Origin of the sequence: Qipengyuania sphaerica (genome assembly GCF_019711595.1) — a bacterium.
In the GTDB taxonomy this organism is placed as follows: Bacteria; Pseudomonadota; Alphaproteobacteria; order Sphingomonadales; family Sphingomonadaceae; genus Qipengyuania; species Qipengyuania sphaerica.
In genome coordinates this window covers 513,163-536,493 of record NZ_JAIGNR010000001.1, presented here as the reverse complement: position 1 = coordinate 536,493, position 23,331 = coordinate 513,163, and the positions used below count along the sequence as shown (strand labels likewise).

Here is a 23,331-nt window from a genome sequence, read left to right as displayed (position 1 = left end):
AACATGGCATTAGTCCTCGCCACCGACGACACCGGAGGGCCGGAGATTTTCGCCTCGGTCCAGGGCGAAGGGCCGAGCATGGGGCTCCCGGTGGCCTTCATGCGCCTGTCGCGCTGCAATCTTGCATGCGTGTGGTGCGACACGGCCTACACCTGGCATTTCGAAGGTGACGACCGACCACACCGCGACGGCGTGACCTATGAGCGCAAGGCGAACCAGGTCACGCTCGACGAAGAACAGGTAGCTGCCATTATCCAGTCGCTGGGCCAGAACCGGCTGGTGATCACAGGGGGCGAACCGCTGCTGCAGGCTCCGGCACTGGCGAAGCTGCTCGACCTGCTGCCCGATATCTCGGTCGAGATCGAAACCAACGGCACTACTAAAGCGCCCGCGACCCTCGATATCCGGATCGACCAGTTCAACGTCAGCCCGAAACTGGCGCACAGCGGCAATCCTGCAGATCTCGCGCTGCTGCCCGAGCGGCTCGACGCCTACGCCACCGACCCGCGCGCATGGTTCAAATTCGTGATTGCCGAGCCTGCGGACGTGGACGAGGTGCTGGCGCTTCGCGACCGCTACCGCTTCAAGCCCGGCCATGTCTTCCTGATGCCCGAAGGGACTGACAGCGAGACCTTGCGTACACGGGAGAAATGGCTCGCCCCGCTATGCCTCGAACACGGCTTTCGCCTGAGCGACCGCCTGCATATCCATCTGTTCGGGGATACCCGCGGGACGTAATTGCTTTTCGCACCGACCTGCGTCGGTGCGTCCTCGCTAGATCTGCGGCAAACCGCACCCGCTGCGGGCGGGCAGTCGCCCCTGCCTCGCCTTCGGCTCGGTTATCCCTGCGAACGCCAGCGCTGCACGGTGCGCAGGACGATGTCCTCTTCGCCGCCGGGGTTGTTCCACATTTCGATGAAGCTCGGGTCTTCCGATGCCGGGCGCTTGACTTCCTCGAGGTTGTCGAAGCTCACGCGGATCGGAATGGCGACACCCTCGCCGCAGATGATGCACTCGCGGTTGCGCAGCGCGGGGATCGCGTCGAGGAAGCCGCGCGCACCTTCGGGCATCGCCGCACGGACGAATTCCTGGTCGCGGTCGTTGTTCAGGCGCATCGAGATGATCGTACCGCACTGCGACAGCACGCCTTCGGCCAAATCGGAGGGACGCTGCGTGATGAGGCCCAGCGAGATGCCGTACTTACGGCCTTCCTTGGCGATACGGCTAAGGATCGTGCCCACCGAGTTGCCATCGGCGTTCTTTTCGCTCGGCACGTAGCGGTGGGCTTCTTCGCATACCAGCAGGATCGGCGTGGTCTTTTCCTCACGCCCCCAGATCGCAAAGTCGAAAACCAGGCGGCTGAGAACCGCCACCACGGTCGAAGTAATGTCCGAAGGCACGCCCGAGACGTCGATGATCGAGATCGGCTTGCCGTTCGAAGGCATGCGGAAGATCTTGGAGATGAAGTCGGTCATGGTGTCGGCGACCAGCATGCCGGAGAACATGAACTGGTAGCGCGGGTCGGCCTTCAATTCTTCCAGCTTGTTCTTGATGCGCATGTAAGGCGCGGAATTGGTCGCCTTGTCGAGCTTGCCCATCTGGTCCTGAATCTCGTTGGAGAGATCCGAGAGCAGGTAAGGGATCGGCGAATCCACCGTGATCTTGCCCATGCTTTCGGCAAGGCGGCTTTTCTGGCGCGCTTTCAGAAGGCATTTCGCAAGGATGTCGGAATCGACCTGGCGTTCGTTGCCGTTGCTGGTGAGGAGCACTTCGCAATGTTCTTCGAAGTTCATGATCCAGTACGGCATCTGCAGGTTCGAGACGTCGAGGATCACGCCGGTCTGGCGGAAAGCAGCCGAATATTCTCCGTGCGGGTCGACCATGACGATGTGGCCTTCGGGCGCCGCCTCGCAAATACGGTGGAGGATCAGCGCGGCGCTGGTCGACTTACCGGTACCGGTGGAGCCCAGCAGAGCGAAATGCTTGCCGAGCATCGCGTCGACATAAAGGCCCGCGCGAATGTCCTTGGTGGGGTACACCTTGCCGATCGTGACCGCGCTGCGGCCGTCGCTGGCATAGACCTGCTTGAGGTCGGCGGTGGAGGCGGGATACACCAACGCGCCCGGGATCGGGTAACGCGTCACACCGCGGCGGAAACCGTGAAGGCGACCGGTGAGCTTTTCCTCCACGCCTTCGCCGAGGAAGTCGATGTTGGCGAGGATGCTGCCCGCCTTGCGGTCCTGTTTCTGGTTGCGCACGCTGGCGAGCAGCCAGCTGTTGCCGACGCGGATCTTGATCTGCGAACCGACCTGGCCCGCCATGCCGATGGCCGGGTCCTCGTCCTGGCTGCATTCCGAAAGACGCTGGAGGTCGATGGCAATCATCGATCCCGAACCGGCGATCTCGAGCACCACGCCGATCGGCTGGGTGGCGTTCTCGCTCGGCGGCGCGTCTTCTGCATCGGGCTCCGGCTCCGGCTGAGGAGCAGGCTTGGGAGCGAGATCGGAGGGGCGCGGCGGTGCTTCGCCCAATTTCGGGGCAGCAGCGGCCTGCGTAGCGGGTTTCGTAACCGGAGCTTCACCCTGTTGCTGGGGCTGCGGCTGGGGAGCTGCAGGCGCTTCTGCCTTCTGCTGCGGTACAGCCTGAGGCTGCCCTTCGGGTTGCTGATGGACGTATCCCGATCGCGAGGAGGTGCGCGCGGCGGCTTCCTGGTTATCGTGATTGCCACGGATCCGGTCGCGCAAGGATCGACGACCGGCCTCCTCGGCCTCCATCTGGCGTCCCGCGCCGAATGCCCCGAATTTCCCGTTACCCATCTGGCTCATAACTCGTTCAACGCCCCAAAATTGCACAGGTGCAGCTGCCGAGTGTAGTGGCGGATAAGGGTTAAGATCGGGTCAACGTTAACGCGCAAGTGCCCTGTTATAGCCGGGCGAAAAGACGTCCGGCGCCCCAGCCCATTCCGACCGACAGCAGCACGGCAATAAGCCCGTATGCGAGCCCCCAATTGTTGGCGCTCAGGGCGACGAAACGCTCGAACCCGACCTTGCGAACCTCGACCTCGGCCATTGCCGAGGCGATGACACGGCCGTTGCTGACCGCAAAGGTTTCTGCCGTGTATGTGCCAGTGGTGACGTTGGACGGCAGCGAGATGCGCGCCTGGTACAGCACGTTCTCGTTGATCTGCACGCCGTCGAAATCCTCTTTGTAGAGGCCCTGCCGCTGTTTCAGGTCGACTAGACCGGAGGCGAAGCGCAATTGCAGTTCGGGATTGATGCTGCCGCTGGGCGAAAGCTGGATATAGCGTGTGCCGAATTCGTAGATTGCTGCGGTCTTTTCATCGACGATCTGCTCGATCGGCCGCGAGGAGGCGACGGCAAAGAAGCTCGGCACCGAGCGGAAATCATTGCTTTCCGCATTGATCCAGACGCCGGCGAAACGCTCCTTCTCGCGCAGTCGGATCGGCTCGCTCGGCCCCTTGAGGACGACCACGATATCGTAGCCCTGCCCTGCCCGCCCGGCCGGATCGAGGACCGCGCCGAACAGGAGCAGTTCGGTGCCGGTGAAACCCTGCCTGACCTGGACGTCATGCTGCGAGACTTCAGGCACGAGCACCGGATCGCGCTGGCCCGAAAGCAGAAGGGCTGCAAGAAGGAGGAACAGCGCCCTCACAGCGGATAGACCGTATAGATTTCGTCGGGCTGGTAGAACAGGCCGAGCAGCATGCGGAACGCGATCAGGAGGACGATCGCTGCAAGAACCAGTCGCAGGATCTCCGGCTTTGCGCGCACTGCCAGCTGCGAACCGAACTGTGCGCCGGTGACCGAACCGATCAGCAGCAATGCCACCAGGACGATGTCGACCGCGCGGGTGGTAACCGAATGCATGATCGTCGTCGCTATGGTGACGAAGAGGATGTTGTAGAGACTGGTGCCGACCACGACATTGGCGCTCATGCCAAGGATGTAGAGCATCGCCGGCACCAAGATGAACCCGCCACCCACGCCCATGAGCATGGTGAGGATGCCCACCACGACGCCGACAAGCGCGGGCGCCAGCGGGCTGATGTACAGACCCGAACCGTAGAACCGCCAGCGCCACGGCAGGTTGGCAACCAAAGGGTGATGGCGGCGTCGCGCGGCCTGCTTTCCGACCGTACCGCGCAGGACCTGCACCGATTCCTTGGCCATCAACAGGCCGATTGAGCCCAGCAGGACAACGTAGAGTGCGTTGATGACCACATCGATCTGTCCGATCGAACGGAAGAAGCGGAACAGCAGCGCGCCGATCCCTGCCCCGATCACGCCGCCGGCGACCATCACCGTGCCCATGCGATAATCGACGCCCTTGCGTTTGCTATGCGCCACCACGCCCGACACGCTTGCCCCGGTGACCTGCGTCGAGGCCGAAGCGGCAGCAACCGTCGGCGGGATGCCGTAGAAGATCAGCAATGGCGTTGTGAGGAAGCCTCCGCCCACGCCGAACAGGCCGGACAATACTCCCGTCAGCGCACCCAGTGCCACGATCCACAGACCGTTCACCGACAGGTTCGCGATGGGCAGGTATACGTCCATATGCCGCCCCTATATCGGAGAAAGCCGTTACGAAAGGTGGACGGCGCTCAATTCTCGTCCGGAGGCTAGCGCTTGGACTCGACAGGTGCCGCTTTGCCTACCCCCATATCGGGGTTCGATGCGCTCATCCACAGCATGTTGTGCATCGCACCCGGATTATCCGGCAGCGGCGCGACCATGTGTGCAGGGGGCGCAGGTGCGAGGTTCTCGACGCCGGGGTAACTGGCTGCGGCATCTGGCGAACCCGATTTCTCCAGCGTAATCACATCGGCACTGGCCGTCCCGGGCGCATCATGGACATCCGGGCCGGATCGATTGTTCGTAGTCGTTGTGAAGGCAGTACGGTTCGATTGCTGCCCGGTTTGGTCTGGCTCGACAGCAAGAGTACCGATGAAAAGCGCTCGCATGCCGATCCATGCGATACCGAGCCCGGCCAAAAACCGTAAGGGACGCCCCTTGCCTTCTATGGCGCCGCTGCTCATGCGCGAGCCTCTGCCTGCCGGGCCAGGGCGGGATGCGTGTAATGGGTGGTCTTCTCCCAGATCACCGGCTCTCCGCGAAGTGTCTTCAGATAGGCTGCAAGCGCACGCCGCCCGCTCATGATCGCGATGATATTCGACACCATGACCCTTGGTATCGCCAGGAGGCCCTGCTTCAACCCGTATTCGCGCGCCGTAAATATCGCTCGGGAAAGGATTCGCCAGACAAGGCCGGCAAAGGTCAGCCAGAGCAAGCCTTCGAGCTCGCTCGACAGCATGAGCGGCTCGATCATGCCTGCCTCGCTCGCAAGGTGGAGCACCATGCCGCTCAACACCAGCGTATAGGCGACCGCCAGCAATATGGCAGCAAGAGGCCCGCGCCGGTCGCGCAGCGTCATCCAGCGCTGCAGCAAGTTACCTTCCCAGCCGAGCCTGTCCCAGCCCTGCAAGGCAATGCCATGCGTCCAGCGCGTCTTCTGGCGCACCGATTGTGCGATGTCGGAAGGGAAATAAGCGCGCGTAGCAATCAGGCGACCGTCGAGCGCGCGCAGCCTGAGGAATCGACCCCGGCCGCCCGCCGCGTGGATCTTGTGGCCAAGCTCGTAATCCTCGGTGAGCGAGTTTTCCGAGAAGGGTCCGCCTTCATTTTCACGCGACAGCCTAGCGAGCATTCCGCGAGAGATGGCACAACCGACGCCTGCCCCCGGTATCGCGCAGCCGAGCCGGTCGCGCACAACCATTGCCTTGGCGTGGGCTTCTGCGAACTCATCCGAGTAATGGCTCGCAATCCAGCGCGAATCCGAAGGTGGCAGAGCCATGACGGGCAGTTGGACGAAATCACTGTTCCAGATCGCATGGTCGAGGAGCGGGAGAGCTGCAGCATCGACCATATCCTCTGCATCGTGCAGCACGACCATATGTGCGCGTTTGCCGCGGCGTGTTTCGTCCTCGCGCAGAGCGGCATAAAGGCGGTTCAGGCAATGCGCCTTGCAGGTCGGGCCATCCTCACCGACCACGACAAGCCGCACCCGGTCGTCACCCCGCGCTACGACCGACACCGAAGCTATCGTTGCGGCATCGTTGCGATAGCAGCCGACATAGATCCGCAAGTCTTTCTGCTGCCAGACTTCGAGTGCATGGCTGAGCGTCGGTCCGATCACGTCGGCTTCCTGCCAGGCGGGAATGAAAAGCGCGGCCATGCCGGACAAGTTTTCCTCGGCAAGGATCTGCTCGTCGATATGCGGCGTTGCGATCCGGCCGGTCATCCGGTTCCAGAGATACAGGAGGTCGACTGCAACTTCGTCCACCAGGCCGATGGCGAAAAAGACCGCTGCGAACAGCAACAGTTCCAGCTGGGCCGCGGCAAACGCCCCGGCGACGACATTGTATGATGCTAGCAACCCGTTTTCCCCTTGCGATCTACCTATCGCGCCGATTCGGGTCTTGCAACGCGCTTTGCTTTGCGAAAGAGAGCGCAGCCACATGACCGAACGCCCTTCAGCCTTCCGCCTCGTCTTTGCCCCCGTCCGTGCGCTGTTCGTTAGCGACGCGTCAGCCGGCATCCTGCTTATCCTGGTGGCCGTCGCCGCGATGCTGGCGGCCAATTCGCCGTTCGCGGACGAATACCAGCAGCTGTTCTACGGCAAGCTTCCCTGGACACCGATCCCCAAGCTTTACGACCTGCATCTGTGGATCAACGACGGATTGATGGCGATCTTCTTCTTCGTGGTCGGACTAGAGGTGAAGCGCGAATGGATCGAGGGCCAGCTTAGCACTTCGCAACAGCGAAAATTGCCGATCCTGGCCGCAGTAGCCGGCATGGCGATACCCGCGCTTTTCTATGTCGGCGTAGTCGGCGGCGATGCGCAGTTGCTGCGAGGCTGGGCAATCCCGGCGGCAACCGATATCGCCTTCGCAATGGGCGTGCTCGGCCTGTTGGGCAACCGCTGTCCCGCGTCGCTGCGCCTGTTCCTGCTGACGGTTGCGATCGTCGACGATATCGGCGCAGTCCTTGTGATCGCCGCCTTCTACACCGAGGAAATCAAGCTCGGTTGGCTGGCAGCTTCTGCTGTGGTCGTCATCGCAATGATGGCCATGAACCGAATGGGTGTGAGCCGTTATTGGCCCTTCGTCCTCATGGCGCTGGTCCTGTGGGTATTCGTCCTGTTCAGCGGCATCCACGCCACGATCGCCGGTGTCGCCGCAGCCCTGACCATCCCGATGGTAGGCAAGGATGACGAGACGATGGTAGAAACCATGGAGCACAGTCTCGCCCCGTGGAGCGCCTATCTAATCGTTCCGGTTTTCGGCTTTGCCAATGCCGGCGTCCCGCTGGCAGGTATCGGCATCGACGGCTTGCTGGCACCGCTGCCGCTGGCGATCGCAGCAGGCCTGTTCCTCGGCAAGCAGGTCGGAATCTTTTCCGCAATCTGGATTGCGGACCGGATCGGCTTCGCCCCCCGGCCCGACCAGGCCAGCTGGCAGGAAATCTGGGGTGTTTCGATCCTGTGCGGCATCGGCTTTACCATGTCGCTGTTCATCAGCGGCCTGGCATTTACCGGGCAGGCGGAACTCATCAACGAGGCTAAGCTCGGGATTCTGGGAGGATCGCTCCTGTCTGCGGTGTTGGGCTATGTCGTGCTGCGGCTTTCGACGGCGCATCCCGACGACGTAAAATCGCCCTACGTCGACTAGCCGGCGCCCCTACCAGCTGCCGGTATTTCCCATGCTCGCCCAGGGCTCTGCCGGGTCGAGATAGCCGTCCTGCAGCAGTTCGACCGAAATCCCGTCTGGTGAGCGGACGAAGGCCATGTGTCCGTCGCGCGGAGGCCGGTTGATCGTATGGCCCGCATCCATCAGCCGCTGGCAGGTGTCGTAGATATTCTCGACCCGGTAAGCGAGATGGCCGAAGTTTCGCCCGCCATCATATTGCTCGGGCGCGCTGCCGTCTTCGGGCGGCCAGTTGTAGGTGAGCTCCAACTCGGCCGTTCCTTCCTGTCCGGGAGCAGCGAGAAAGATGAGCGTGAAGCGCCCCTTTTCGCTTTCCTTTCGCCGGACCTCCTCCAGCCCGATGAGCTTGAAGAAATCGATTGCCTTCTGCGGGTCGGCGACGCGGATCATGGTGTGAAGATAGTGGGTCATTGTGACCAGTTAGGGAGCCCGCCTGGAAAGGAAAAGGGGCGCACCCGCAGGCACGCCCCCGTGACCCTCGCCAGTGAATTCTCTAGAAGCTGGCGGTGATCGTTCCGACGATGGCGTCATCGGTGAAGCCATCGATCGAAGGACCTTCGACGCCGATGTAGGCAACACCGACTTCGAGAATGCCCTTGGATAGGCTGGCGCCGATCGACCAGTCAAAACCGCTGTCATCGGTTGTCCCCGCCAAAAGCGGCGGTGCAAGGACGCCGTCGGTATAACCGAGGTGGGCCGAGAGCGAGATCGGCGTCGAAGGCAGCGAGTAGCCGAGATCGGTATAGACGTAGAGGTTGTCTTCCCCGCCCAGCGAATCCTGTTCCCAGGCATAAGCGGCCCCGACAGTAGCTTCCGCTCCGCCGAGGTCGAAGCCGACCGAAGCGTAGGGCTCCCAGTAATTGACATCGCCGCCGAGATCTTCGGTGGGATAGGCGTAATAGAGAAGGCCGACATCGAGAGCGATGCCTTCGGCAAGGTCGCCGGACCAGCCGCCGTAGATGTCGAATTCCATCTCGCCATAGGCGGGGCCGCCATCGATCGAGCTTGCCCAGGTGCCGACGTAGAAGCCGCTTTCGTGGCCAACGTCGACGCCGCCCTGGATGGCCGGGTCGCCGCCAGAAAGCGAAACACCGCGGAAACGATAGTCCGTGGTCAGCGCAGCGTTGGCGGAGATGGTGAGGCCGCCATCATCTTCTTCCTGCGCCAGCGCGGCGGAAGGGATGGCAAGCGTGGCGCCGGCTAGGGCGAGCGAAGCGGCGAAACGGCCGCGAAAGGACGTGAGCATTATCGAACTCCTGATTGGTTCGTTGGTGTGCTTCGTCCCACCTGCGTACTCGCCGGGTCCTCGTTTATATAAAGGCTCCTCGGGCGAATTCGACATAATCGTGCATGATTCGTGCGGAGGAAGCAAGTTGCGTGCGAAAACTATTCGCTATTGCAGCAAATAGCGTGGCTATTGTGCAACTGCGAAGTGACCTGGCCGCGTCACGCTCCCTTGCCGCCTGCGCGACAGTCTCCTAAATGCCCGCCAGCCCCCGGAAGACAGGTCCCCTCGCCCCCGATGTTCGATTCCATCCGCCGTATCTTTGCCCGACCGCAGGACGATCGCCGTGTCGCTCATGCGCCAGATGGCGAGCGCTGGTACGTGATCGGCGATATCCATGGGCGGCTCGATCTGCTCGAGGCCCTGCAGAAGGCGATCGAGGAGGACGACGCCGGTCTCGCGCCGGCTGAAACCACAGTGGTTTTCCTCGGAGACCTCGTCGATCGCGGCCCCGATAGCGCGGGCGTCATCAAGCTCGCGCGCAAGTGGGGAAAGCAGCGCAAGGTCCGCTATATTGCTGGCAATCACGAGGAAATGTTCCTCGAGAGCTTCACCGACAAGGAAGTGGCGCGTCATTTCCTCAGGCATGGCGGGCGCGAGACAGCGCTGAGCTACGGTATCGACCGCAAGGCCTACAACAAGATGAAGGTCGGCGAGGTGCAGGAAGCGCTCGAGAAAGCCGTGCCGAAAAAGGACCGCGAGTTTCTCGAAAGCTTCGAGGACCTGATCGTGGTCGGCGATTATGTGCTCGTCCATGCGGGCATCAACCCGAAACACGCGATCGGGGAACAGAAGGCATCGGACCTGCGCTGGATTCGCGACCGCTTCCTGCGCCATGAAGAGCCTTTCAGCCATGTCGTCGTGCATGGCCACACTATTTTCGACGACGTGGTCGATACCCAGCACAGGATCGGCATCGATACCGGCGCGTTCAGGACGGGACGCTTGACGGCACTGGTGCTGGAGGGCGACAGGCGTCGCACGATCAAGGCGGTCGCAGCCGAAGATGGCGCAATCAGCGTCGAGAAGGATGATGCGTAGATGAAGATCGCAATGGTAGGTTCGGGCTATGTCGGCCTGGTTTCGGGCGCGTGTTTCGCCGATTTCGGACATGATGTCGTCTGCATCGACAAGGACCAGTCGAAGATCGACCGGCTTCACGATGGCATCATGCCGATCTACGAGCCGGGCCTCGCCGAACTGGTCGGCGCGAATGTGCGCGCCGGTCGCCTGACCTTCACCACCAGCCTTGCCGAAGGCATCAAGGATGCCGATGCGATCTTCATCGCCGTCGGCACGCCCAGCCGCCGCGGCGATGGCCATGCCGACCTGACCTTCGTCTATGCCGTGGCGAAGGAGATCGGCGAGAACTTGGCGAATGATGCCGTGGTGGTGACCAAGTCCACCGTTCCCGTCGGCACGGGCGACGAGGTGGAGCGCATTCTCAAGGACAGCGGCACCAGCCACAAATTCTCGGTCGTTTCCAACCCCGAATTCCTGCGCGAAGGCGCGGCAATCGGCGATTTCAAGCGGCCCGACCGTATCGTGATCGGCGCAGAAGACGATTTCGGCCGCGAGGTGATGAGCGCGGTCTATCGTCCGCTGTTCCTCAACGAATCGCCCATCCTCTTCACCGGCCGCCGCACCAGCGAACTCATCAAATACGCTGCCAACGCCTTCCTCGCGACGAAGATCACCTTCATCAACGAAATGGCGGACCTGTGCGAAAAGGTCGGCGCGGATGTACAGGACGTAAGCCGCGGCATCGGCATGGATGGCCGCATTGGTGCCAAGTTCCTTCACGCCGGCCCCGGCTATGGCGGCTCGTGCTTCCCCAAGGACACGCTCGCCCTGCTCAAGACGGCAGAAGACTATGACAGCCCGACGCGGATCGTCGAAGCGGTGGTCAAGGTGAACGACACGCGCAAGCGCGCCATGGGCCGCAAGGTGCTCGACGCGCTGGGCGGTGCAGACAAGGCGCGCGGCAAGAAGGTCGCCTTGCTCGGCCTGACCTTCAAGCCCAACACCGACGACATGCGCGATAGCCCTGCGATCGCCGTGGCGCAGACGCTTACCGATGCGGGGGTGGAAGTCGCCGCTTTCGATCCCGAAGGCATGGAACTGGCAGCACCTCTGATGCCCGAGGTCACCATGGTCGAGGAACCCTATGCCGCGATCAAGGATGCCGATGCCATCGCCATCGTCACCGAATGGGATGCCTTCCGCGCGCTTGACCTCGGTCGCGTGAAGGAACTGGCCAAGGCTCCTGTCCTCGTCGACCTGCGCAACATCTACAGGCCGGACGAAGTCCGCGCAGCCGGGTTCGAATATTCGAGCATCGGGCGGAACTGAGCAGTTTCAACCGAACCAGTGGTGGCGGTTGGCCTTTTCCTTGAGGCCGACCACTACCGCCCCCACTACCAGTAGCCCCGAAACGAGCGTCGCCAGCGCGATGGCGCCGCTTTCCTGCCCGCCGCGAAAATAGATCGCCAGCAGCGCCCAGCAGAACACCAGCGCGTACCAGGGGTTGCCGCGGCTCCGCGCCGTAGCGATAGCCGCGATGACGCCGCCAACCGCGACGATTGCGGCAGTGACGAGCGGGTATTGTCCGCTGCCACCCACCCCGTGATAGACCAGCGAGGCACTGATGTTGACGATGCTCGCCGCCGTGAGCCATGCCGCGAGTGCGCTGAAGGTAATCGTGACGATCAACCGCTCGGCGAGCGAGAAGGGTCGCTCGAAACTCACCAGCCGGTTCAGGATCGTGAGCAGCGCGCCCAGCGATGTCAGGATGATGAGAGCGGAAACGAAAGTCAGGTTGGCGAACTGGGTGTAGATCGCCCACAGGCCCTGGAATGATAAAGCTATGACCGATGGCCATCCGATTTGGGCGAGCAGTGTATTGTCACGCTGCCCGGGCAAGATCTGCCAGACGGCGTAGACCGCACTACCGAAAAACAGCGGTCCCCAGATCGCAAAGGCCCAGCCCGAAGGTGTGATAAGCGTTCTTACACTGTCGGATCGATCACCGATCGGCTCTCCCAAGCCTAGCTGCGGCAGAAAGGTCGCGCCGATCTGGATAATTACGGCAAGAAGTATGGCGAGGCGCTGCGAGAGGCTGCGTTCGAAGGTAGAGCTCATACCCCGCCCAATCGCCGGGAAGGGTCTCGGGTTCCGCAAAGAAGTGCCAGGGGGCCTGTAAGCCGGGTTCTGTTCCGCACGCGATATATAGCCTTGTTTCCTTGGCACATCAGCCGCGCGGCGGCAGCCATTCGTCTGGGCCATGGATCGCTCCATGGCTCGAGCAGCCAACCCGGGCGACTGGGGAGAAACACCCCTGCCTTTCGGCACGCCGCCCCTATTCGGCCTTGCTCCGGGTGGGGTTTGCCATGCGGGCGCTGTTACCAGAACCCCGGTGCGCTCTTACCGCACCCTTTCACCCTTGCCTGATCCCATGAAGGGCCATCGGCGGTATGCTCTCTGTGGCACTTTCCCTGGGGTTTCCCCCGGCGGGCGTTACCCGCCACCCTCGTTTCGTGGAGCCCGGACTTTCCTCGCTAATGCGCGGCTGCCCGGCCCCCTGGCGAGAGCCTATCTAGCGTGTCCGCGGTCGCGATCAAGCAAGAGCTGGAACAGGATCGCCCTGACCTGTCCGTCGATCACGCCGTCGATCTTTTCCGGACGCCACCGGCGTTGGAACGCTTCGACCGCCTTGTGGCCGTCGGTGATGTCGTAACCGAAGCGCTCGAGGGCGAGGTAGAAGCTCGCGTCATTGTCGAACGGGTCGCCGCGTTCGAGCTTCTTCGGGCGCGGCAGGCACAGGCCGTATTCGGCGAGGCGATCCCACGGAAACAGTTCGCCCGGATCGATCTTGCGCGCTGGTGCGACATCGGAATGGCCGACCACATTGGCGCGCGGGATGTCGTATTGCTTGACCATGCGCGCCACCAGCGGGACCAGCGCCTCGAATTGCGCATCGGGAAATTCGGTATAGCCGTATTTGTGCCCCGGATGATCGAGTTCGATACCGATGCTGGCCGAGTTCACGTCCTTGATACCGCGCCAGTAGGACAGGCCCGCATGCCAGGCGCGCTTGTCTTCGGGCACCAGCCGCACGACTTCGCCGCCCTTGCCGATCAGGTAATTGGCCGAAACCTTGGCTTCGGGATCGCACAACCGCTCGATGGCGAAGCCCTTGTCCTTCATCTCGGTATAGTGGATCACCACCATGGAGATCGGGAGCTTGCGCTCGTCATGGTTGGGCGAGAGGATCTTGCGGTCGACGAGTTCGTCGTTCGCTTCGGGAAGGCCGGCTCCCAGTTCGCCGAAGTCCCCCGTCACCCGATAAGTCCTTCCGCCTCGGGCAGCACCGCGCCGAGAACCAGCGTTTCGTCGGTGCGCGCGAACTGGAGGCCCCCGCCTGCCTGCTCGGCAAGCAAATGGATCATGTGGGCAGCGGCAGTGCGGCTGGAGATTTCGGAAGAATTCAGCGAACCGTCGATGGCCTTGCCGATATTCTCGTCGAAGGCGATCTTGGTGCCGGTTGCCCGCACCACGATCTCGCAGGCCCCGTCGCGAACCTCTGCGCCGATATCGAGCGATCCGCCGCGCACCAGCGCATCGATGGCGATCTGCGCGAAGTTCAGCAGCACCTTTACCGCGGGCTTGGCGAGGTTGGCGCCCTCGATCGCCCAGTTGATCTCGACCTTGTCCTTATCGCCCACCAGCGCATCGATCAGCGCCTTGGGTTCGGCCACGTCGACACGGTCGCCAAAGCCGCCTGCTGCACCGAAGGCGAGGCGGAAGAACTTGAGCTTGTTGGTCGAGGTCCGCGCGCTCTGTTCGAGCAGGGCGATGACGTTGCGCCGCATTTCCGGATCGTCTTCCATCGCCAGCAGCTCGAGCCCGTTGTTGAGCGCCCCCACGGGGCTCAGCATGTCGTGGCACAGGCGCGAGCACAGCATGGCCGCGAGGTCGATCGAGTCTTGGTCGTTCATTGAAATCCAGTCGGAAACGCGAAATTTACTTATCTACTAGCGAGGCCGAGCCTCATAGGGAAGCGGGCTGAACCCTGCACCCCCTTCGCGCCAGAAAGTGACGCCGCCCGCCGCGATAATCGCCCAGATCGCCCCTTCGCCCGATGCCATGGCTTCATCGGTGGCGGAAGGGCGCGCGAGGCCATTGGGATGCGAATGGTAGTATCCGATCACCTGCGGTCCCCCATTACGGGCTTCGCGGTGGGCATCGACGAGCGCCTGCGGATCGATTTCGAAATGAGTTTCGGGCTCGGGATGGACGTTGGCTGCAGGCTTTGCCGAAGCGATGCACACACCCTCGCCCAGCAGGATGCCGCAGCATTCGCGCGGGTGTGCGCTATCCGCTTCGGCGAGCAGTGTGCCGAGAACTTGGCTTGAGACTTCCAGCGTCATCGCGCATGGCCCTAGCATGTCCGCGCCCGAAGTCCTCACCGGAACGCTCGAAAACCCCGGCCGCCTCGACAAGGCGCTGGCCGAAGCGACGGGTTTGTCGCGCGAGCGGGTGAAGGGGCTGATTGCGGACGGGGCGGTGGCGATTTCAGGAAAACCTGCAAAATCCGCCTCGGCTAAGCTGGCTGGCGGCGAGAGCTATCGCATCGACCTGCCCCCGCCGGAGCCGCTCGAAACGATCGCGCAGGACATCCCGCTCGACTTGGTTTTCGAGGACGAGAACCTGCTGGTGGTCAACAAGCCGGCGGGAATGGTCGTGCACCCCGCAGCGGGTAATCCGGACGGTACGCTGGTCAATGCGCTGCTGCACCATTGCAAGGGGCAATTGTCGGGCATCAACGGAGTTGCGAGGCCCGGGATCGTGCACCGGATCGACAAGGATACCTCCGGCCTGCTGGTCGTCGCCAAGAGCGATGCGGCTCACGAAGGCCTCGCGAGGCAATTCGCTGACCATTCAATCACGCGCCGCTACCTTGCGGTGTGCGCGGGCCATCCCAATCCGGCTTCGGGCACCGTGTCGGGTCGGCTTGGACGTTCAGACAAGGACCGCAAGAAGATGGCGGTCCTTCCAGACGGGAGCACTCGCGGAAAACACGCCGTCACGCATTACGAGACTGTCCGGCTCCTAAACCACGCCGCGCTCATCGAATGTCGCCTCGAGACCGGGCGCACACACCAGGTCCGCGTTCACTGCGCATCAATCGGCCATGCGCTATTGGGAGACCCTGTCTATGGACGCACTCCCAAGCCGCTTCGTGCAGTGCTCGACAGGTTGAAATTCGCCCGCCAGGCGCTCCACGCGGCACGCCTCGGATTCATACATCCTATCAGCGGTGAAAGCTTGGATTTCCGCGCCGAATTGCCCCCCGATATGGTGGAACTTATCGACGAAACCGCTCGTTGATATCGACGAAAGTTGATGCAATTTCGCGCCGTTTGCGGTATATGTAACGAAGTGGCCCGAAAGACCGGATGCCCAGCAGGGGTCCGGCGATAGAGGTCGACGCTAGAAAGGTCAGGGTAACAGTGAATACAAGAAGTATGAGCGTTCCGGCGCTCGGCGGTGAGCAGAGCCTCAACCGCTATCTCTCCGAAATCAAGAAGTTCCCCGTGCTGACGCAAGAGCAGGAATATATGCTCGCCAAGCGTTACGAGGAACATGAAGACAGCGAAGCTGCGGCGCAGCTCGTTACCTCGCACCTGCGTCTCGTGGCGAAGATCGCCATGGGCTATCGCGGCTACGGCCTGCCTGTTTCGGATCTCATTTCCGAAGGCAATGTCGGCCTGATGCAGGGCGTGAAGAAATTCGAAGCCGATCGCGGCTTCCGCCTCGCCACCTATGCCATGTGGTGGATCAAGGCGAGCATCCAGGAATATATCCTTCGTTCGTGGTCTCTCGTGAAGATGGGAACCACCGCCGCGCAGAAGAAGCTGTTCTTCAACCTGCGCCGGATGAAGAAGAACCTCGATGCCTATGAGGACACCGACCTCCATCCCGACGATGTGAACGAGATCGCTACTACCCTCGGCGTGCCCGAGCAGGAAGTGGTCAACATGAACCGCCGGATGATGATGGGCGGCGATGGCTCGCTGAACGTGCCGATGCGCAATGGCGAGGAAGGCTCGGGCGAATGGCAGGACTGGCTGACCGACGACCGTCCGCTGCAGGACGAGACCGTCGCCGATGCCGAGGAAGCGCAGGTTCGTCACGAAATGCTGGGCGAGGCGATGGAAGCCTTGAACGAGCGCGAACAGCACATTCTCACCGAACGCCGCCTGACGGAAAACCCGCAGACGCTCGAAGAGCTCAGCCAGGTCTACAACGTCAGCCGCGAACGCATCCGCCAGATCGAGGTGCGCGCCTTCGAAAAGCTGCAGAAGGCGATGAAGGCCATCGCCGGCGAAAGGCTTCTCCCGGGCGTCGCCTGAAGCTGGTAGCCTAACGAAAATCGAAAAGGCCCGCGTCCACCACGGCGCGGGCCTTTTTCATATCTTCATGCGGCAGAAGTCGGCCGAAGTAGCGGTGTCGAGGATATCGGCAGCAAGACGGCCCGATCCCGTCTCGAGCGTATGAACACCCGGCTGGAGGTTTTCGAGCTGGTCGGCTGGCACGAAGGCCACGGGCGAGGACACCGGCACCAGCTGCGAGCCGACGCCTACCTGCAAGGTAGTGAGCAGACCGTACATGCGCCCGTCGTGGGTCGCACGGCCGAGGACGATCATGCGGTATTGGCCCGAGGTGCCGGTCATCAGATAGGCATGGCCGCTCAGGTGTGGCATCGAGACGAAGCCGGCCTGTTCGAAGCTGTCGTCGATCCGGTCGCTCTCGGCAAAGACGAGGTGGCCCTTCCGCTCGCTCCAGCGGATTTGGGTGCGGTAGGCGTAGATCGCGTCGGCCTGTCCGAAGCTGGCGCGCAGGGTGACGTATTCGCCCTCGATCCACTGGACCGCGGGCCTCGCGTAGGAGCCCATTTCGGGCGGGGCGAGCATGGGTACCTGCGCCTGCGGTTCATCGATCTCGCGCAGTGACGCGCCGAGAGCTTCTTCGAGCCGGACGACGGTAGCCAGGGTGAAGCGGCGCCTGCCCGCGAGTGCCTTTTCGAGCGTGGAGAGGCTCAGCCGCGCATTCTCCGCCAGCGTCTGGCGGGACATTCGGCGACGCGCGATTTCCTCCCGTAGACGCAGGCCGACTGCGTGGTCGTCGAAGGCATCGTGGGTCATCGCAAACGTCATCTCTTCTCCCTTTCCGCACGGTTCCGGACAAAACCGCACATGGCTGCACCCGTCCTCCATTTGCCTGCCACCGGTGGCCGAAACTGGCCGATCTATCCCGTGGCGGTGCGCCGTTCCCTCGATTTATCGCTTAGCCGAATCAAGATGAACGGAGACTTACATGCGACGAATGGTTAATCCGCCCGCCCCCGACCGGTTCCTTCTCACCCTTTTGATCGGGTTGTTTTTCGCCTCGCTCGCATGGACCGGTGCGCTCCATGCCGAAGAGCCGGAGCCGCGCGAGGGCGGGCTGATGCTGAAGGCCAAGGGCAGCACCACGCAGGTGCCCGCCGTGCGCCTCGGCACCGATATCAAGGCAGAGGTCTCCGGCCAGGTCGCGCGCGTCACGGTGACGCAGGCTTTCCGAAACACCTCGGACGAGTGGATGGAGGCGACCTATCTCTATCCGCTGCCCGACAATGGCGCTGTCGATACGCTCAGGATGGTGGTCGGCGAGCGGATCATCATCGGCCGCATCAAGCCGCGCGAGGAGGCCCGCCAGATCTACGAAGAGGCGATGGAGAGCGGCAAGAAAGCGGGGCTGGTCGAACAATTCCGCCCGAACATGTTCCGCAATTCGGTCGCCAATATCGGCCCGGGCGAAACCGTGCTGGTGCAGATCGAATTCCAGGCTCCGGTCGAACAGGTCGAGGGGCGCTATTCGCTGCGCGTGCCGCTAGTCGTCGGCCCGCGCTACATCCCGCCGCACACGCTCACCACCGCGGCCGCAGCCAAGATCGCGCAGGCGATGACTGCACCGGTTGCCGACCCGTCGATTTCGGATGGCCTCAACCCCGTCTCCATCTCGGTCGCGCTGGCACCCGGTTTCGAGCCGGTCGATATCGAGAGCCCTTACCACTCGGTTGCCATCACCCGCACCGCGCTTACGGCTTCGGTTACGCTCGACAAGGGCGAGGTCCCGGCCAATCGCGACTTCGTGCTCCATTGGGGCGCAAAGGGCGAGGTCCCGCAGCTCGGCCTCTTCCGCCAGACCTATGAGGGCAAGGACTATGTCATGGCGACGCTCACCCCGCCCGCCGTGGCGCAGGTGGCGAAATTGCCCCCGCGCGAAATGATCTTCGTGATCGACAACAGCGGATCGATGGCTGGCGAATCGATGGAAGCGGCAAGCAAGAGCCTCGTCTACGCGCTTACGACGCTGCGCGCGGTGGACCGCTTCAACATCATCCGCTTCGACGACACGATGACGATGCTGTTTTCCGATGCCGTCACGGCCGGCCCGCAGAATATCGCCAAGGGACGGCGCTATGCCGAGAGCCTGCGCGGTGAAGGCGGCACGGAGATGCTGCCCGCACTGCGCGCGGCGCTGCGTGACAGCGATCCGCATGGCAATCGCCTGCGCCAGATCATCTTCCTCACCGACGGCAACCTTTCCAACGAGCGCGCCATGATGGCGGAGATTAAGAGTTCGCTCGGGCGCAGCCGGGTCTTCATGGTCGGCATCGGGTCGGCTCCGAACACCCATCTCATGCGGCGCATGGCCGAAGCCGGGCGCGGCACCTTCACCCATGTCGGTCAGGATTCCGAGGCTATCGGCGAGATGCGGCGCATGCTGGGCCGTCTCGCCAAGCCGGTGGTGACCGAACTGTCGGTCAATGTCGAAGGCTCGCCGCTCGACCTGACGCCCGCCATCCTTCCCGATCTTTATGCAGGCGAACCGCTGGTCCTGCTCGGTAGTACCGACAGGCTGCGCGGTAAAATGACCGTTTCGGGCATGGCGGGTGGCAAGCGCTGGAGCACCACGCTCGATCTCGCCAGGGCGCAGGAGAGCCCCTCGATCGCCCGCCTCTGGGCCCGCCGGAAAATCTCCGACATCGAGGCGCAGCGCTGGTCCTACCAGATCGATGCCGAGGATGCTGATGCCAAGGTCGAGACGCTCGGCATGGCGTTCCACATCGTTACCGACCGCACCAGTCTCGTCGCGGTGGACGAGACGCCCTCGCGTCCCGAAGGCCAGCGCCTGACGCGCGAAGAGCTGCCGCTGCTGCTGCCCGCGGGCTGGGATTTCGACCATTTGTTCGGCCAGCAAATGGCTGCCCGCCATGCGGCTCCCGATGCGGCGAGCGAGGAACAGGAGCAGATCGACCTGCCGCGCGGCTCGCTCGATTACCGCATGGCGCTGCTGCAGGGCTTGCTGCTGGTGGTGCTCGGCCTCGCCTTGCTGCTCTGGCGCAGGTGGATGCGCTTCGCATGAACGAGACCATTTCCCGCGGAGCGGGAGGGCGCGGCTGGAGGCGCGCCCTCCCCCAGCTTTTCGCTGCGGCGCTGCTGCTGGGTGGCGCAGCGCTTGCGATCCCCGCGGCATGGATGCCCGCCAAGGCCGCGCTGGCACAGGTGCTGCTCGAGCGGAATTTCGAGGCCAATCTTGCCACGGGCCACAACCATCGCCCCTGGCCCTGGGCGGATATCTCGGCGAGCGCGCGGCTGACCGTCGATCGGCTTGGCGTGAGCGATATCGTGCTTTCCGGTGCGTCGGGCGAAGCGATGGCATTCGGCCCCGCCGAGTTCCCAACACGCCAGCACGGCCGGCTGAAACTCCTCGCCGCACACCGGGATTCGCACTTCGCGTGGATGCGCAAACTCAAGGTGGGCGACCGGATCGAGCTGGAAGGGGTGGATGGCTTCACGACGCAGTACGAGGTCACGCGGATGGAGACGGTCGAGTGGGACCGCTTCGCCGTGCCCGCCCAGCTTCACCGCGAAACGCTGGTCCTGGCGACCTGCTATCCCTTCGATGCCTCGGGCCCCGGCCCGCTCCGCCGCATCGCCATCGCCGAGCGCATTGCATGACCCGATTGCACCGCCCCAGCGCGCCGCCTAAGGCTGGCCGCCATGCGGCGCATATCCCTGTTCCTGGTCAAGCTGGCGGTGGGCTTCGTGGCTCTCAGCCTGATCCTCCTGGTCCTCTTCAAGTTCGTCCCCGTTCCCGTCACCGCGACGATGGTGATGGACGGCAATGGCATTACCAAGGACTGGGAAAGCCTCTCCAATATCGATCGCAATCTCGTGCGCGCAGTAATCGCCAGTGAGGACGGCAAGTTCTGCAGCCATGACGGCTTCGACCGCGAGGCGATCGAGCAAGCAATTCGAGAAAATGCGCAAGGTGGTCGTATTCGCGGCGGCTCCACGATCAGCCAGCAGACCGCCAAGAACGTCTTCCTTTGGCAGGGCGGGGGATATTTCCGCAAAGGTCTGGAAGCCTATTTCACCCTGCTAATCGAGAAGGTTTGGGGCAAGCGGCGGATCATGGAAGTCTACCTCAACGTCGCGGAGACCGGCATCGGGACCTATGGCGCGGAAGCTGGCGCCCGGCGGTATTTTGGCAAGGGCGCCGCCTCGCTGACACCGCTTGAGGCCGCGCGCATGGCGGCGGCCCTCCCGCTGCCCAAGGAACGCTCGGTGAAGAACCCCAAGGGCTGGCTGCGCGGCCACGGCAACACCATCGCCGCACGCATCGGCCAGGTCCGCCGCGACGGGCTCGATGCCTGCGTGTACGAGTAACCCGGGCACTTCGTCACACCCCCTTGAGAGCTACGTCGAATCCAATGATTTCATCACCTTCGCCCTTGTCACGAAGAATTAATGTTATATCATGCCAGATTTGTTATTCCGTATCACATTGATTCCTAGCGGATTTTTCTTGAAGGGCGCTTTCTATTTCGCCTAATCCGGCAACAAGGAAACGATAGGGGGACGGCGCCGCAAGTGGGTATCGGACACACTCACGATCATGGTCACGAGGGCGGGCACGGCCACAGTCACGCGCCGAAGGATTTCGGCCGCGCCTTCCTGATCGGCATCATCCTCAACGCCGGCTTCGTTATCGTGGAGGCGGTCTACGGCTGGCTTTCGGGATCGATGGCGCTGATCGCCGATGCGGGACACAACCTCTCCGACGTCCTCGCGCTGCTGCTGGCCTGGGGCGCGAGCGTGGCTGCAAAACGACCGGCGACTGAGCGCTTTACCTATGGTTACAAGAGCTCGACCATCCTTGCAGCCCTTGCCAATGCCGGTCTGCTGCTGGTCGCAATCGGGGCGATCACCTTCGAGACGTTGCACCGGATGGCGGACCCGCAGCCGGTCGAGGGAATGACCATGATCATCGTCGCGGGCATCGGAATTCTCATCAACACAGGCACCGCCCTGCTGTTTCTGCGCGGGCGTGAACACGACATCAATATTCGCGGCGCCTTCCTCCACATGGCGGCCGATGCGCTGGTCTCGCTGGGAGTGGTAATTGCGGGGCTGGCCATTTTGCTGACCGACGCACTGTGGATCGACCCGCTCGTCAGCCTGGTCATCGTAGCAGTGATCGGCTGGGGAACATGGGGGCTGCTCAAGGATAGCGTAGCCATGAGCCTTCTCGGAGTGCCCAAGGGCGTATCGGAGAGCAAGGTACGCGGCTATCTGGCCGGGCTTGAGGGAGTGAGCGAGATCCACGAGCTGCATATCTGGCCAATGTCGACCACCGAAACCGCACTCACCGCGCATCTGGTGATGCCGGAGGGCCACCCCGGTGACGCATTTCTGAGGGAGGTGAGCGACGAATTGCTGCACCACCACCGCATCGGCCATGCCACCATCCAGATCGAAAATTCCCGTCTTCACTGCGCAGGCCGGTGCTGATGCGGCCCGCCAGCAGTGACGCTCGCGAAAAGCTCAGGGCCGCAATGGCGCGCCTCGCTGGCGGCGACCGGCAGGCACTGGAAGAGATCTATCGCAGCACCTCGGCGAAACTTTTCGGAATCTGCTTGCGTATCTTGAAGGACGAAAAGGAAGCCGAGGACGCCTTGCAGGACGTCTATATCAATCTCTGGCGGCGTGCGGACCGCTACGACCCCGAAAGGGCCAGCCCGATCAGCTGGCTCGCCACCTTCGCGCGCAATCGCGCCGTGGATCGCCTGCGTGTCGGCAAGGTGCGCGGCGGCGGCGTGGCGGAAGAAGAAGCGGCGCCGGTAGCGGACAGGGCACCGCTCGCAGACAGCCTGATGATCGATGCCGAACGTGATGCGCGCGTCCATAGTTGCCTCGAAACGCTCGATGAGAAACCGCGCAAGGCCATACGGACCGCTTTTTTCGGCGGACAGACCTATGCCCAGATCGCCGAAGCTGACGGGGTACCTCTGGGTACGATGAAAAGCTGGGTCCGGCGTGGCCTGCAAAAACTGAAGACATGTATGGAGAGGGGTGAATGACCGACGATCCGACCCCCGAAAACATGCTCGCTGCCGAATATGCGCTCGGCTTGCTGGAGGGCGAGGAATTGCTCGCCGCGCGTGGGCGCGAGGCTTCGGACACGGCTTTTGCGGCCGAAGTTGCGTGGTGGCAGAACCGCCTCGCGCCGCTGCTCGACGAGGTGGATCAGCAAACACCGCGCGAGGAAGTCTGGCAACGGATCGCAGCCGAGCTCGATGGCGCGAGCGGGGATGCCGAGATCATCTCGCTCAATGCGCGCCTGCGAAGGTGGAAAATGGCGACGGGCGTGGCAGCGGCGGCAGCCGTGGCAGCCGTATCGCTCTTCGTGCTCACGCCATCGGTCACCGCGCCTCCGGTCGGCCGGGCAACGCCCGAAGCGCCGCTCGCCGCATCGATCCCGATTGCCGATACTGACTTGCGGATCGCCGTAACCTACCTCCCCGACCGAGAGGAATTGCTTGTATCGGCGAGCGGCCTGACTGCCGACGGCGTGCATGACCACGAATTGTGGCTCGTACCGCAGAGCGAGGACACGCCGCTGCTCTCGCTCGGCGTGATCGCGCCTGGGGAAGAACGTCGGGTGTCGCTCGACTCTGCAACCGCGGCGGAAATGGCAGACGGCTCTGCCCTGCTCCTCACTCGCGAGCCATTGGGCGGCAAGCCCGCCGATGCCAACGCCGGACCGGTGGTCGCCGAAGGGCGCATGCAGATTATCTGACATTTTTTGCATCCGCCCCCGCGGCGGCTTCGTAACTCTTCGCACAGGCAGGACGGGGCCTTGTGAAAAG

The 23,331-nt window shown here is 62.9% G+C and carries 24 protein-coding genes and 1 other RNA gene; 12 read left to right on the top strand and 13 right to left on the bottom strand.

Annotated features, from left to right (window positions below):
• Nucleotides 1–3: 3 nt before the first annotated feature.
• Nucleotides 4–738, top strand: a complete 735-nt coding sequence (locus K3178_RS02765) for a 7-carboxy-7-deazaguanine synthase QueE (RefSeq protein ID WP_221569851.1) — start codon at nucleotides 4–6, stop codon at nucleotides 736–738.
• 101 nt (nucleotides 739–839) lie between these two features.
• On the opposite strand, the gene K3178_RS02760 is transcribed toward K3178_RS02765, so the two are convergent.
• The 5 genes from K3178_RS02760 to K3178_RS02740 form a co-directional block, all read right to left on the bottom strand.
• Nucleotides 840–2,825, bottom strand: a complete 1,986-nt coding sequence (locus K3178_RS02760; protein ID WP_247713489.1) for an ATP-binding protein — start codon at nucleotides 2,823–2,825, stop codon at nucleotides 840–842.
• Between the two features lie 97 nt (nucleotides 2,826–2,922).
• Nucleotides 2,923–3,672: a TIGR02186 family protein gene (locus K3178_RS02755; RefSeq protein WP_221569850.1), complete on the bottom strand. Its 750-nt coding sequence runs from the start codon at nucleotides 3,670–3,672 to the stop codon at nucleotides 2,923–2,925.
• On the bottom strand, nucleotides 3,669–4,574 hold the full coding sequence (locus tag K3178_RS02750) for a sulfite exporter TauE/SafE family protein (protein ID WP_221569849.1): 906 nt from the start codon (nucleotides 4,572–4,574) through the stop codon (nucleotides 3,669–3,671). Before K3178_RS02750 ends, K3178_RS02755 begins: the two co-directional genes overlap by 4 nt.
• Nucleotides 4,575–4,639: 65 nt before the next feature.
• Nucleotides 4,640–5,056 (bottom strand): hypothetical protein, encoded by a 417-nt coding sequence (locus K3178_RS02745; RefSeq protein WP_221569848.1) that lies wholly within the window; start codon nucleotides 5,054–5,056, stop codon nucleotides 4,640–4,642.
• Complete coding sequence (locus K3178_RS02740; protein WP_247713488.1) at nucleotides 5,053–6,453, bottom strand: glycosyl transferase family protein; 1,401 nt, start codon at nucleotides 6,451–6,453, stop codon at nucleotides 5,053–5,055. Before K3178_RS02740 ends, K3178_RS02745 begins: the two co-directional genes overlap by 4 nt.
• Nucleotides 6,454–6,535: 82 nt before the next feature.
• On the opposite strand from K3178_RS02740, the gene nhaA reads away from it, so the two are divergent.
• Nucleotides 6,536–7,747, top strand: a complete 1,212-nt coding sequence (gene nhaA / locus K3178_RS02735) for a Na+/H+ antiporter NhaA (RefSeq protein ID WP_221569846.1) — start codon at nucleotides 6,536–6,538, stop codon at nucleotides 7,745–7,747.
• A 9-nt stretch (nucleotides 7,748–7,756) separates the two neighbouring features.
• On the opposite strand, the gene K3178_RS02730 is transcribed toward nhaA, so the two are convergent.
• Nucleotides 7,757–8,194 (bottom strand): VOC family protein, encoded by a 438-nt coding sequence (locus K3178_RS02730; protein WP_221569845.1) that lies wholly within the window; start codon nucleotides 8,192–8,194, stop codon nucleotides 7,757–7,759.
• A gap of 82 nt (nucleotides 8,195–8,276) precedes the next feature.
• Nucleotides 8,277–9,029, bottom strand: a complete 753-nt coding sequence (locus K3178_RS02725; RefSeq protein WP_221569844.1) for a TorF family putative porin — start codon at nucleotides 9,027–9,029, stop codon at nucleotides 8,277–8,279.
• A gap of 276 nt (nucleotides 9,030–9,305) precedes the next feature.
• Here K3178_RS02725 and K3178_RS02720 point away from each other — a divergent pair, with 276 nt between their 5' ends.
• Together K3178_RS02720 and K3178_RS02715 are read left to right on the top strand one after the other, a co-directional pair.
• A complete protein-coding gene (locus tag K3178_RS02720; protein ID WP_221569843.1) occupies nucleotides 9,306–10,109 on the top strand; it encodes a metallophosphoesterase family protein in 804 nt (267 codons plus the stop codon).
• Nucleotides 10,110–11,420 (top strand): UDP-glucose dehydrogenase family protein, encoded by a 1,311-nt coding sequence (locus K3178_RS02715; RefSeq protein ID WP_221569842.1) that lies wholly within the window; start codon nucleotides 10,110–10,112, stop codon nucleotides 11,418–11,420.
• A gap of 6 nt (nucleotides 11,421–11,426) precedes the next feature.
• Here K3178_RS02715 and K3178_RS02710 read toward each other — a convergent pair whose 3' ends face one another.
• The 5 genes from K3178_RS02710 to K3178_RS02690 all read right to left on the bottom strand — a co-directional run bounded on the left by K3178_RS02710 (nucleotide 11,427) and on the right by K3178_RS02690 (nucleotide 14,497).
• Entirely contained in the window at nucleotides 11,427–12,209 is a 783-nt protein-coding gene (locus K3178_RS02710; protein ID WP_221569841.1) for a hypothetical protein, read from the bottom strand.
• 42 nt (nucleotides 12,210–12,251) lie between these two features.
• Nucleotides 12,252–12,652, bottom strand: an RNA gene (gene rnpB, locus K3178_RS02705) — RNase P RNA component class A.
• A 7-nt stretch (nucleotides 12,653–12,659) separates the two neighbouring features.
• Complete coding sequence (locus tag K3178_RS02700; RefSeq protein WP_221569840.1) at nucleotides 12,660–13,409, bottom strand: N-acetylmuramoyl-L-alanine amidase; 750 nt, start codon at nucleotides 13,407–13,409, stop codon at nucleotides 12,660–12,662.
• Nucleotides 13,406–14,065 (bottom strand): histidine phosphotransferase family protein, encoded by a 660-nt coding sequence (locus tag K3178_RS02695; RefSeq protein ID WP_221569839.1) that lies wholly within the window; start codon nucleotides 14,063–14,065, stop codon nucleotides 13,406–13,408. Before K3178_RS02695 ends, K3178_RS02700 begins: the two co-directional genes overlap by 4 nt.
• Before the next feature lie 36 nt (nucleotides 14,066–14,101).
• Nucleotides 14,102–14,497 (bottom strand): M67 family metallopeptidase, encoded by a 396-nt coding sequence (locus K3178_RS02690; protein ID WP_221569838.1) that lies wholly within the window; start codon nucleotides 14,495–14,497, stop codon nucleotides 14,102–14,104.
• Nucleotides 14,498–14,513: 16 nt separating this feature from the next.
• On the opposite strand from K3178_RS02690, the gene K3178_RS02685 reads away from it, so the two are divergent.
• Together K3178_RS02685 and rpoH are read left to right on the top strand one after the other, a co-directional pair.
• A complete protein-coding gene (locus K3178_RS02685) occupies nucleotides 14,514–15,458 on the top strand; it encodes an RluA family pseudouridine synthase (RefSeq protein ID WP_221569837.1) in 945 nt (314 codons plus the stop codon).
• A gap of 137 nt (nucleotides 15,459–15,595) precedes the next feature.
• The gene (gene rpoH / locus K3178_RS02680) at nucleotides 15,596–16,483 is read left to right on the top strand and encodes an RNA polymerase sigma factor RpoH (protein ID WP_221569836.1); all 888 of its coding nucleotides are present in this window, start codon (nucleotides 15,596–15,598) and stop codon (nucleotides 16,481–16,483) included.
• Nucleotides 16,484–16,540: 57 nt separating this feature from the next.
• On the opposite strand, the gene K3178_RS02675 is transcribed toward rpoH, so the two are convergent.
• On the bottom strand, nucleotides 16,541–17,287 hold the full coding sequence (locus K3178_RS02675; RefSeq protein ID WP_221569835.1) for a helix-turn-helix domain-containing protein: 747 nt from the start codon (nucleotides 17,285–17,287) through the stop codon (nucleotides 16,541–16,543).
• 160 nt (nucleotides 17,288–17,447) lie between these two features.
• Here K3178_RS02675 and K3178_RS02670 point away from each other — a divergent pair, with 160 nt between their 5' ends.
• The 6 genes from K3178_RS02670 to K3178_RS02645 all read left to right on the top strand — a co-directional run bounded on the left by K3178_RS02670 (nucleotide 17,448) and on the right by K3178_RS02645 (nucleotide 23,261).
• Entirely contained in the window at nucleotides 17,448–19,541 is a 2,094-nt protein-coding gene (locus K3178_RS02670; RefSeq protein WP_221569834.1) for a marine proteobacterial sortase target protein, read from the top strand.
• Nucleotides 19,538–20,137 (top strand): class GN sortase, encoded by a 600-nt coding sequence (locus tag K3178_RS02665; RefSeq protein ID WP_221569833.1) that lies wholly within the window; start codon nucleotides 19,538–19,540, stop codon nucleotides 20,135–20,137. Before K3178_RS02670 ends, K3178_RS02665 begins: the two co-directional genes overlap by 4 nt.
• A 42-nt stretch (nucleotides 20,138–20,179) precedes the next feature.
• Nucleotides 20,180–20,848 carry a monofunctional biosynthetic peptidoglycan transglycosylase gene (gene mtgA, locus K3178_RS02660; protein ID WP_221569832.1) on the top strand — a complete coding sequence of 223 codons (669 nt, stop codon included), beginning with the start codon at nucleotides 20,180–20,182 and terminating at the stop codon, nucleotides 20,846–20,848.
• A gap of 204 nt (nucleotides 20,849–21,052) precedes the next feature.
• Entirely contained in the window at nucleotides 21,053–21,973 is a 921-nt protein-coding gene (locus K3178_RS02655) for a cation diffusion facilitator family transporter (RefSeq protein ID WP_221569831.1), read from the top strand.
• The gene (locus K3178_RS02650; protein WP_221569830.1) at nucleotides 21,973–22,542 is read left to right on the top strand and encodes a sigma-70 family RNA polymerase sigma factor; all 570 of its coding nucleotides are present in this window, start codon (nucleotides 21,973–21,975) and stop codon (nucleotides 22,540–22,542) included. Before K3178_RS02655 ends, K3178_RS02650 begins: the two co-directional genes overlap by 1 nt.
• The gene (locus K3178_RS02645; protein ID WP_221569829.1) at nucleotides 22,539–23,261 is read left to right on the top strand and encodes an anti-sigma factor; all 723 of its coding nucleotides are present in this window, start codon (nucleotides 22,539–22,541) and stop codon (nucleotides 23,259–23,261) included. Before K3178_RS02650 ends, K3178_RS02645 begins: the two co-directional genes overlap by 4 nt.
• The last annotated feature ends 70 nt before the right edge of the window (nucleotides 23,262–23,331 follow it).

What these genes read in the sequence shown, in the direction of transcription:
- K3178_RS02765 (WP_221569851.1), top strand. Translation starts at nt 4, where the DNA reads ATGGCATTAGTCCTCGCCACCGACGACACCGGAGGGCCGGAGATTTTC.
- K3178_RS02760 (WP_247713489.1), bottom strand. Translation starts at nt 2,825, where the DNA reads ATGAGCCAGATGGGTAACGGGAAATTCGGGGCATTCGGCGCGGGACGC.
- K3178_RS02750 (WP_221569849.1), bottom strand. Translation starts at nt 4,574, where the DNA reads ATGGACGTATACCTGCCCATCGCGAACCTGTCGGTGAACGGTCTGTGG.
- K3178_RS02745 (WP_221569848.1), bottom strand. Translation starts at nt 5,056, where the DNA reads ATGAGCAGCGGCGCCATAGAAGGCAAGGGGCGTCCCTTACGGTTTTTG.
- nhaA (WP_221569846.1), top strand. Translation starts at nt 6,536, where the DNA reads ATGACCGAACGCCCTTCAGCCTTCCGCCTCGTCTTTGCCCCCGTCCGT.
- K3178_RS02730 (WP_221569845.1), bottom strand. Translation starts at nt 8,194, where the DNA reads ATGACCCACTATCTTCACACCATGATCCGCGTCGCCGACCCGCAGAAG.
- K3178_RS02725 (WP_221569844.1), bottom strand. Translation starts at nt 9,029, where the DNA reads ATGCTCACGTCCTTTCGCGGCCGTTTCGCCGCTTCGCTCGCCCTAGCC.
- K3178_RS02720 (WP_221569843.1), top strand. Translation starts at nt 9,306, where the DNA reads ATGTTCGATTCCATCCGCCGTATCTTTGCCCGACCGCAGGACGATCGC.
- K3178_RS02715 (WP_221569842.1), top strand. Translation starts at nt 10,110, where the DNA reads ATGAAGATCGCAATGGTAGGTTCGGGCTATGTCGGCCTGGTTTCGGGC.
- K3178_RS02710 (WP_221569841.1), bottom strand. Translation starts at nt 12,209, where the DNA reads ATGAGCTCTACCTTCGAACGCAGCCTCTCGCAGCGCCTCGCCATACTT.
- K3178_RS02695 (WP_221569839.1), bottom strand. Translation starts at nt 14,065, where the DNA reads ATGAACGACCAAGACTCGATCGACCTCGCGGCCATGCTGTGCTCGCGC.
- K3178_RS02690 (WP_221569838.1), bottom strand. Translation starts at nt 14,497, where the DNA reads ATGACGCTGGAAGTCTCAAGCCAAGTTCTCGGCACACTGCTCGCCGAA.
- K3178_RS02685 (WP_221569837.1), top strand. Translation starts at nt 14,514, where the DNA reads ATGTCCGCGCCCGAAGTCCTCACCGGAACGCTCGAAAACCCCGGCCGC.
- rpoH (WP_221569836.1), top strand. Translation starts at nt 15,596, where the DNA reads ATGAGCGTTCCGGCGCTCGGCGGTGAGCAGAGCCTCAACCGCTATCTC.
- K3178_RS02675 (WP_221569835.1), bottom strand. Translation starts at nt 17,287, where the DNA reads ATGACGTTTGCGATGACCCACGATGCCTTCGACGACCACGCAGTCGGC.
- K3178_RS02670 (WP_221569834.1), top strand. Translation starts at nt 17,448, where the DNA reads ATGCGACGAATGGTTAATCCGCCCGCCCCCGACCGGTTCCTTCTCACC.
- K3178_RS02665 (WP_221569833.1), top strand. Translation starts at nt 19,538, where the DNA reads ATGAACGAGACCATTTCCCGCGGAGCGGGAGGGCGCGGCTGGAGGCGC.
- mtgA (WP_221569832.1), top strand. Translation starts at nt 20,180, where the DNA reads ATGCGGCGCATATCCCTGTTCCTGGTCAAGCTGGCGGTGGGCTTCGTG.
- K3178_RS02650 (WP_221569830.1), top strand. Translation starts at nt 21,973, where the DNA reads ATGCGGCCCGCCAGCAGTGACGCTCGCGAAAAGCTCAGGGCCGCAATG.
- K3178_RS02645 (WP_221569829.1), top strand. Translation starts at nt 22,539, where the DNA reads ATGACCGACGATCCGACCCCCGAAAACATGCTCGCTGCCGAATATGCG.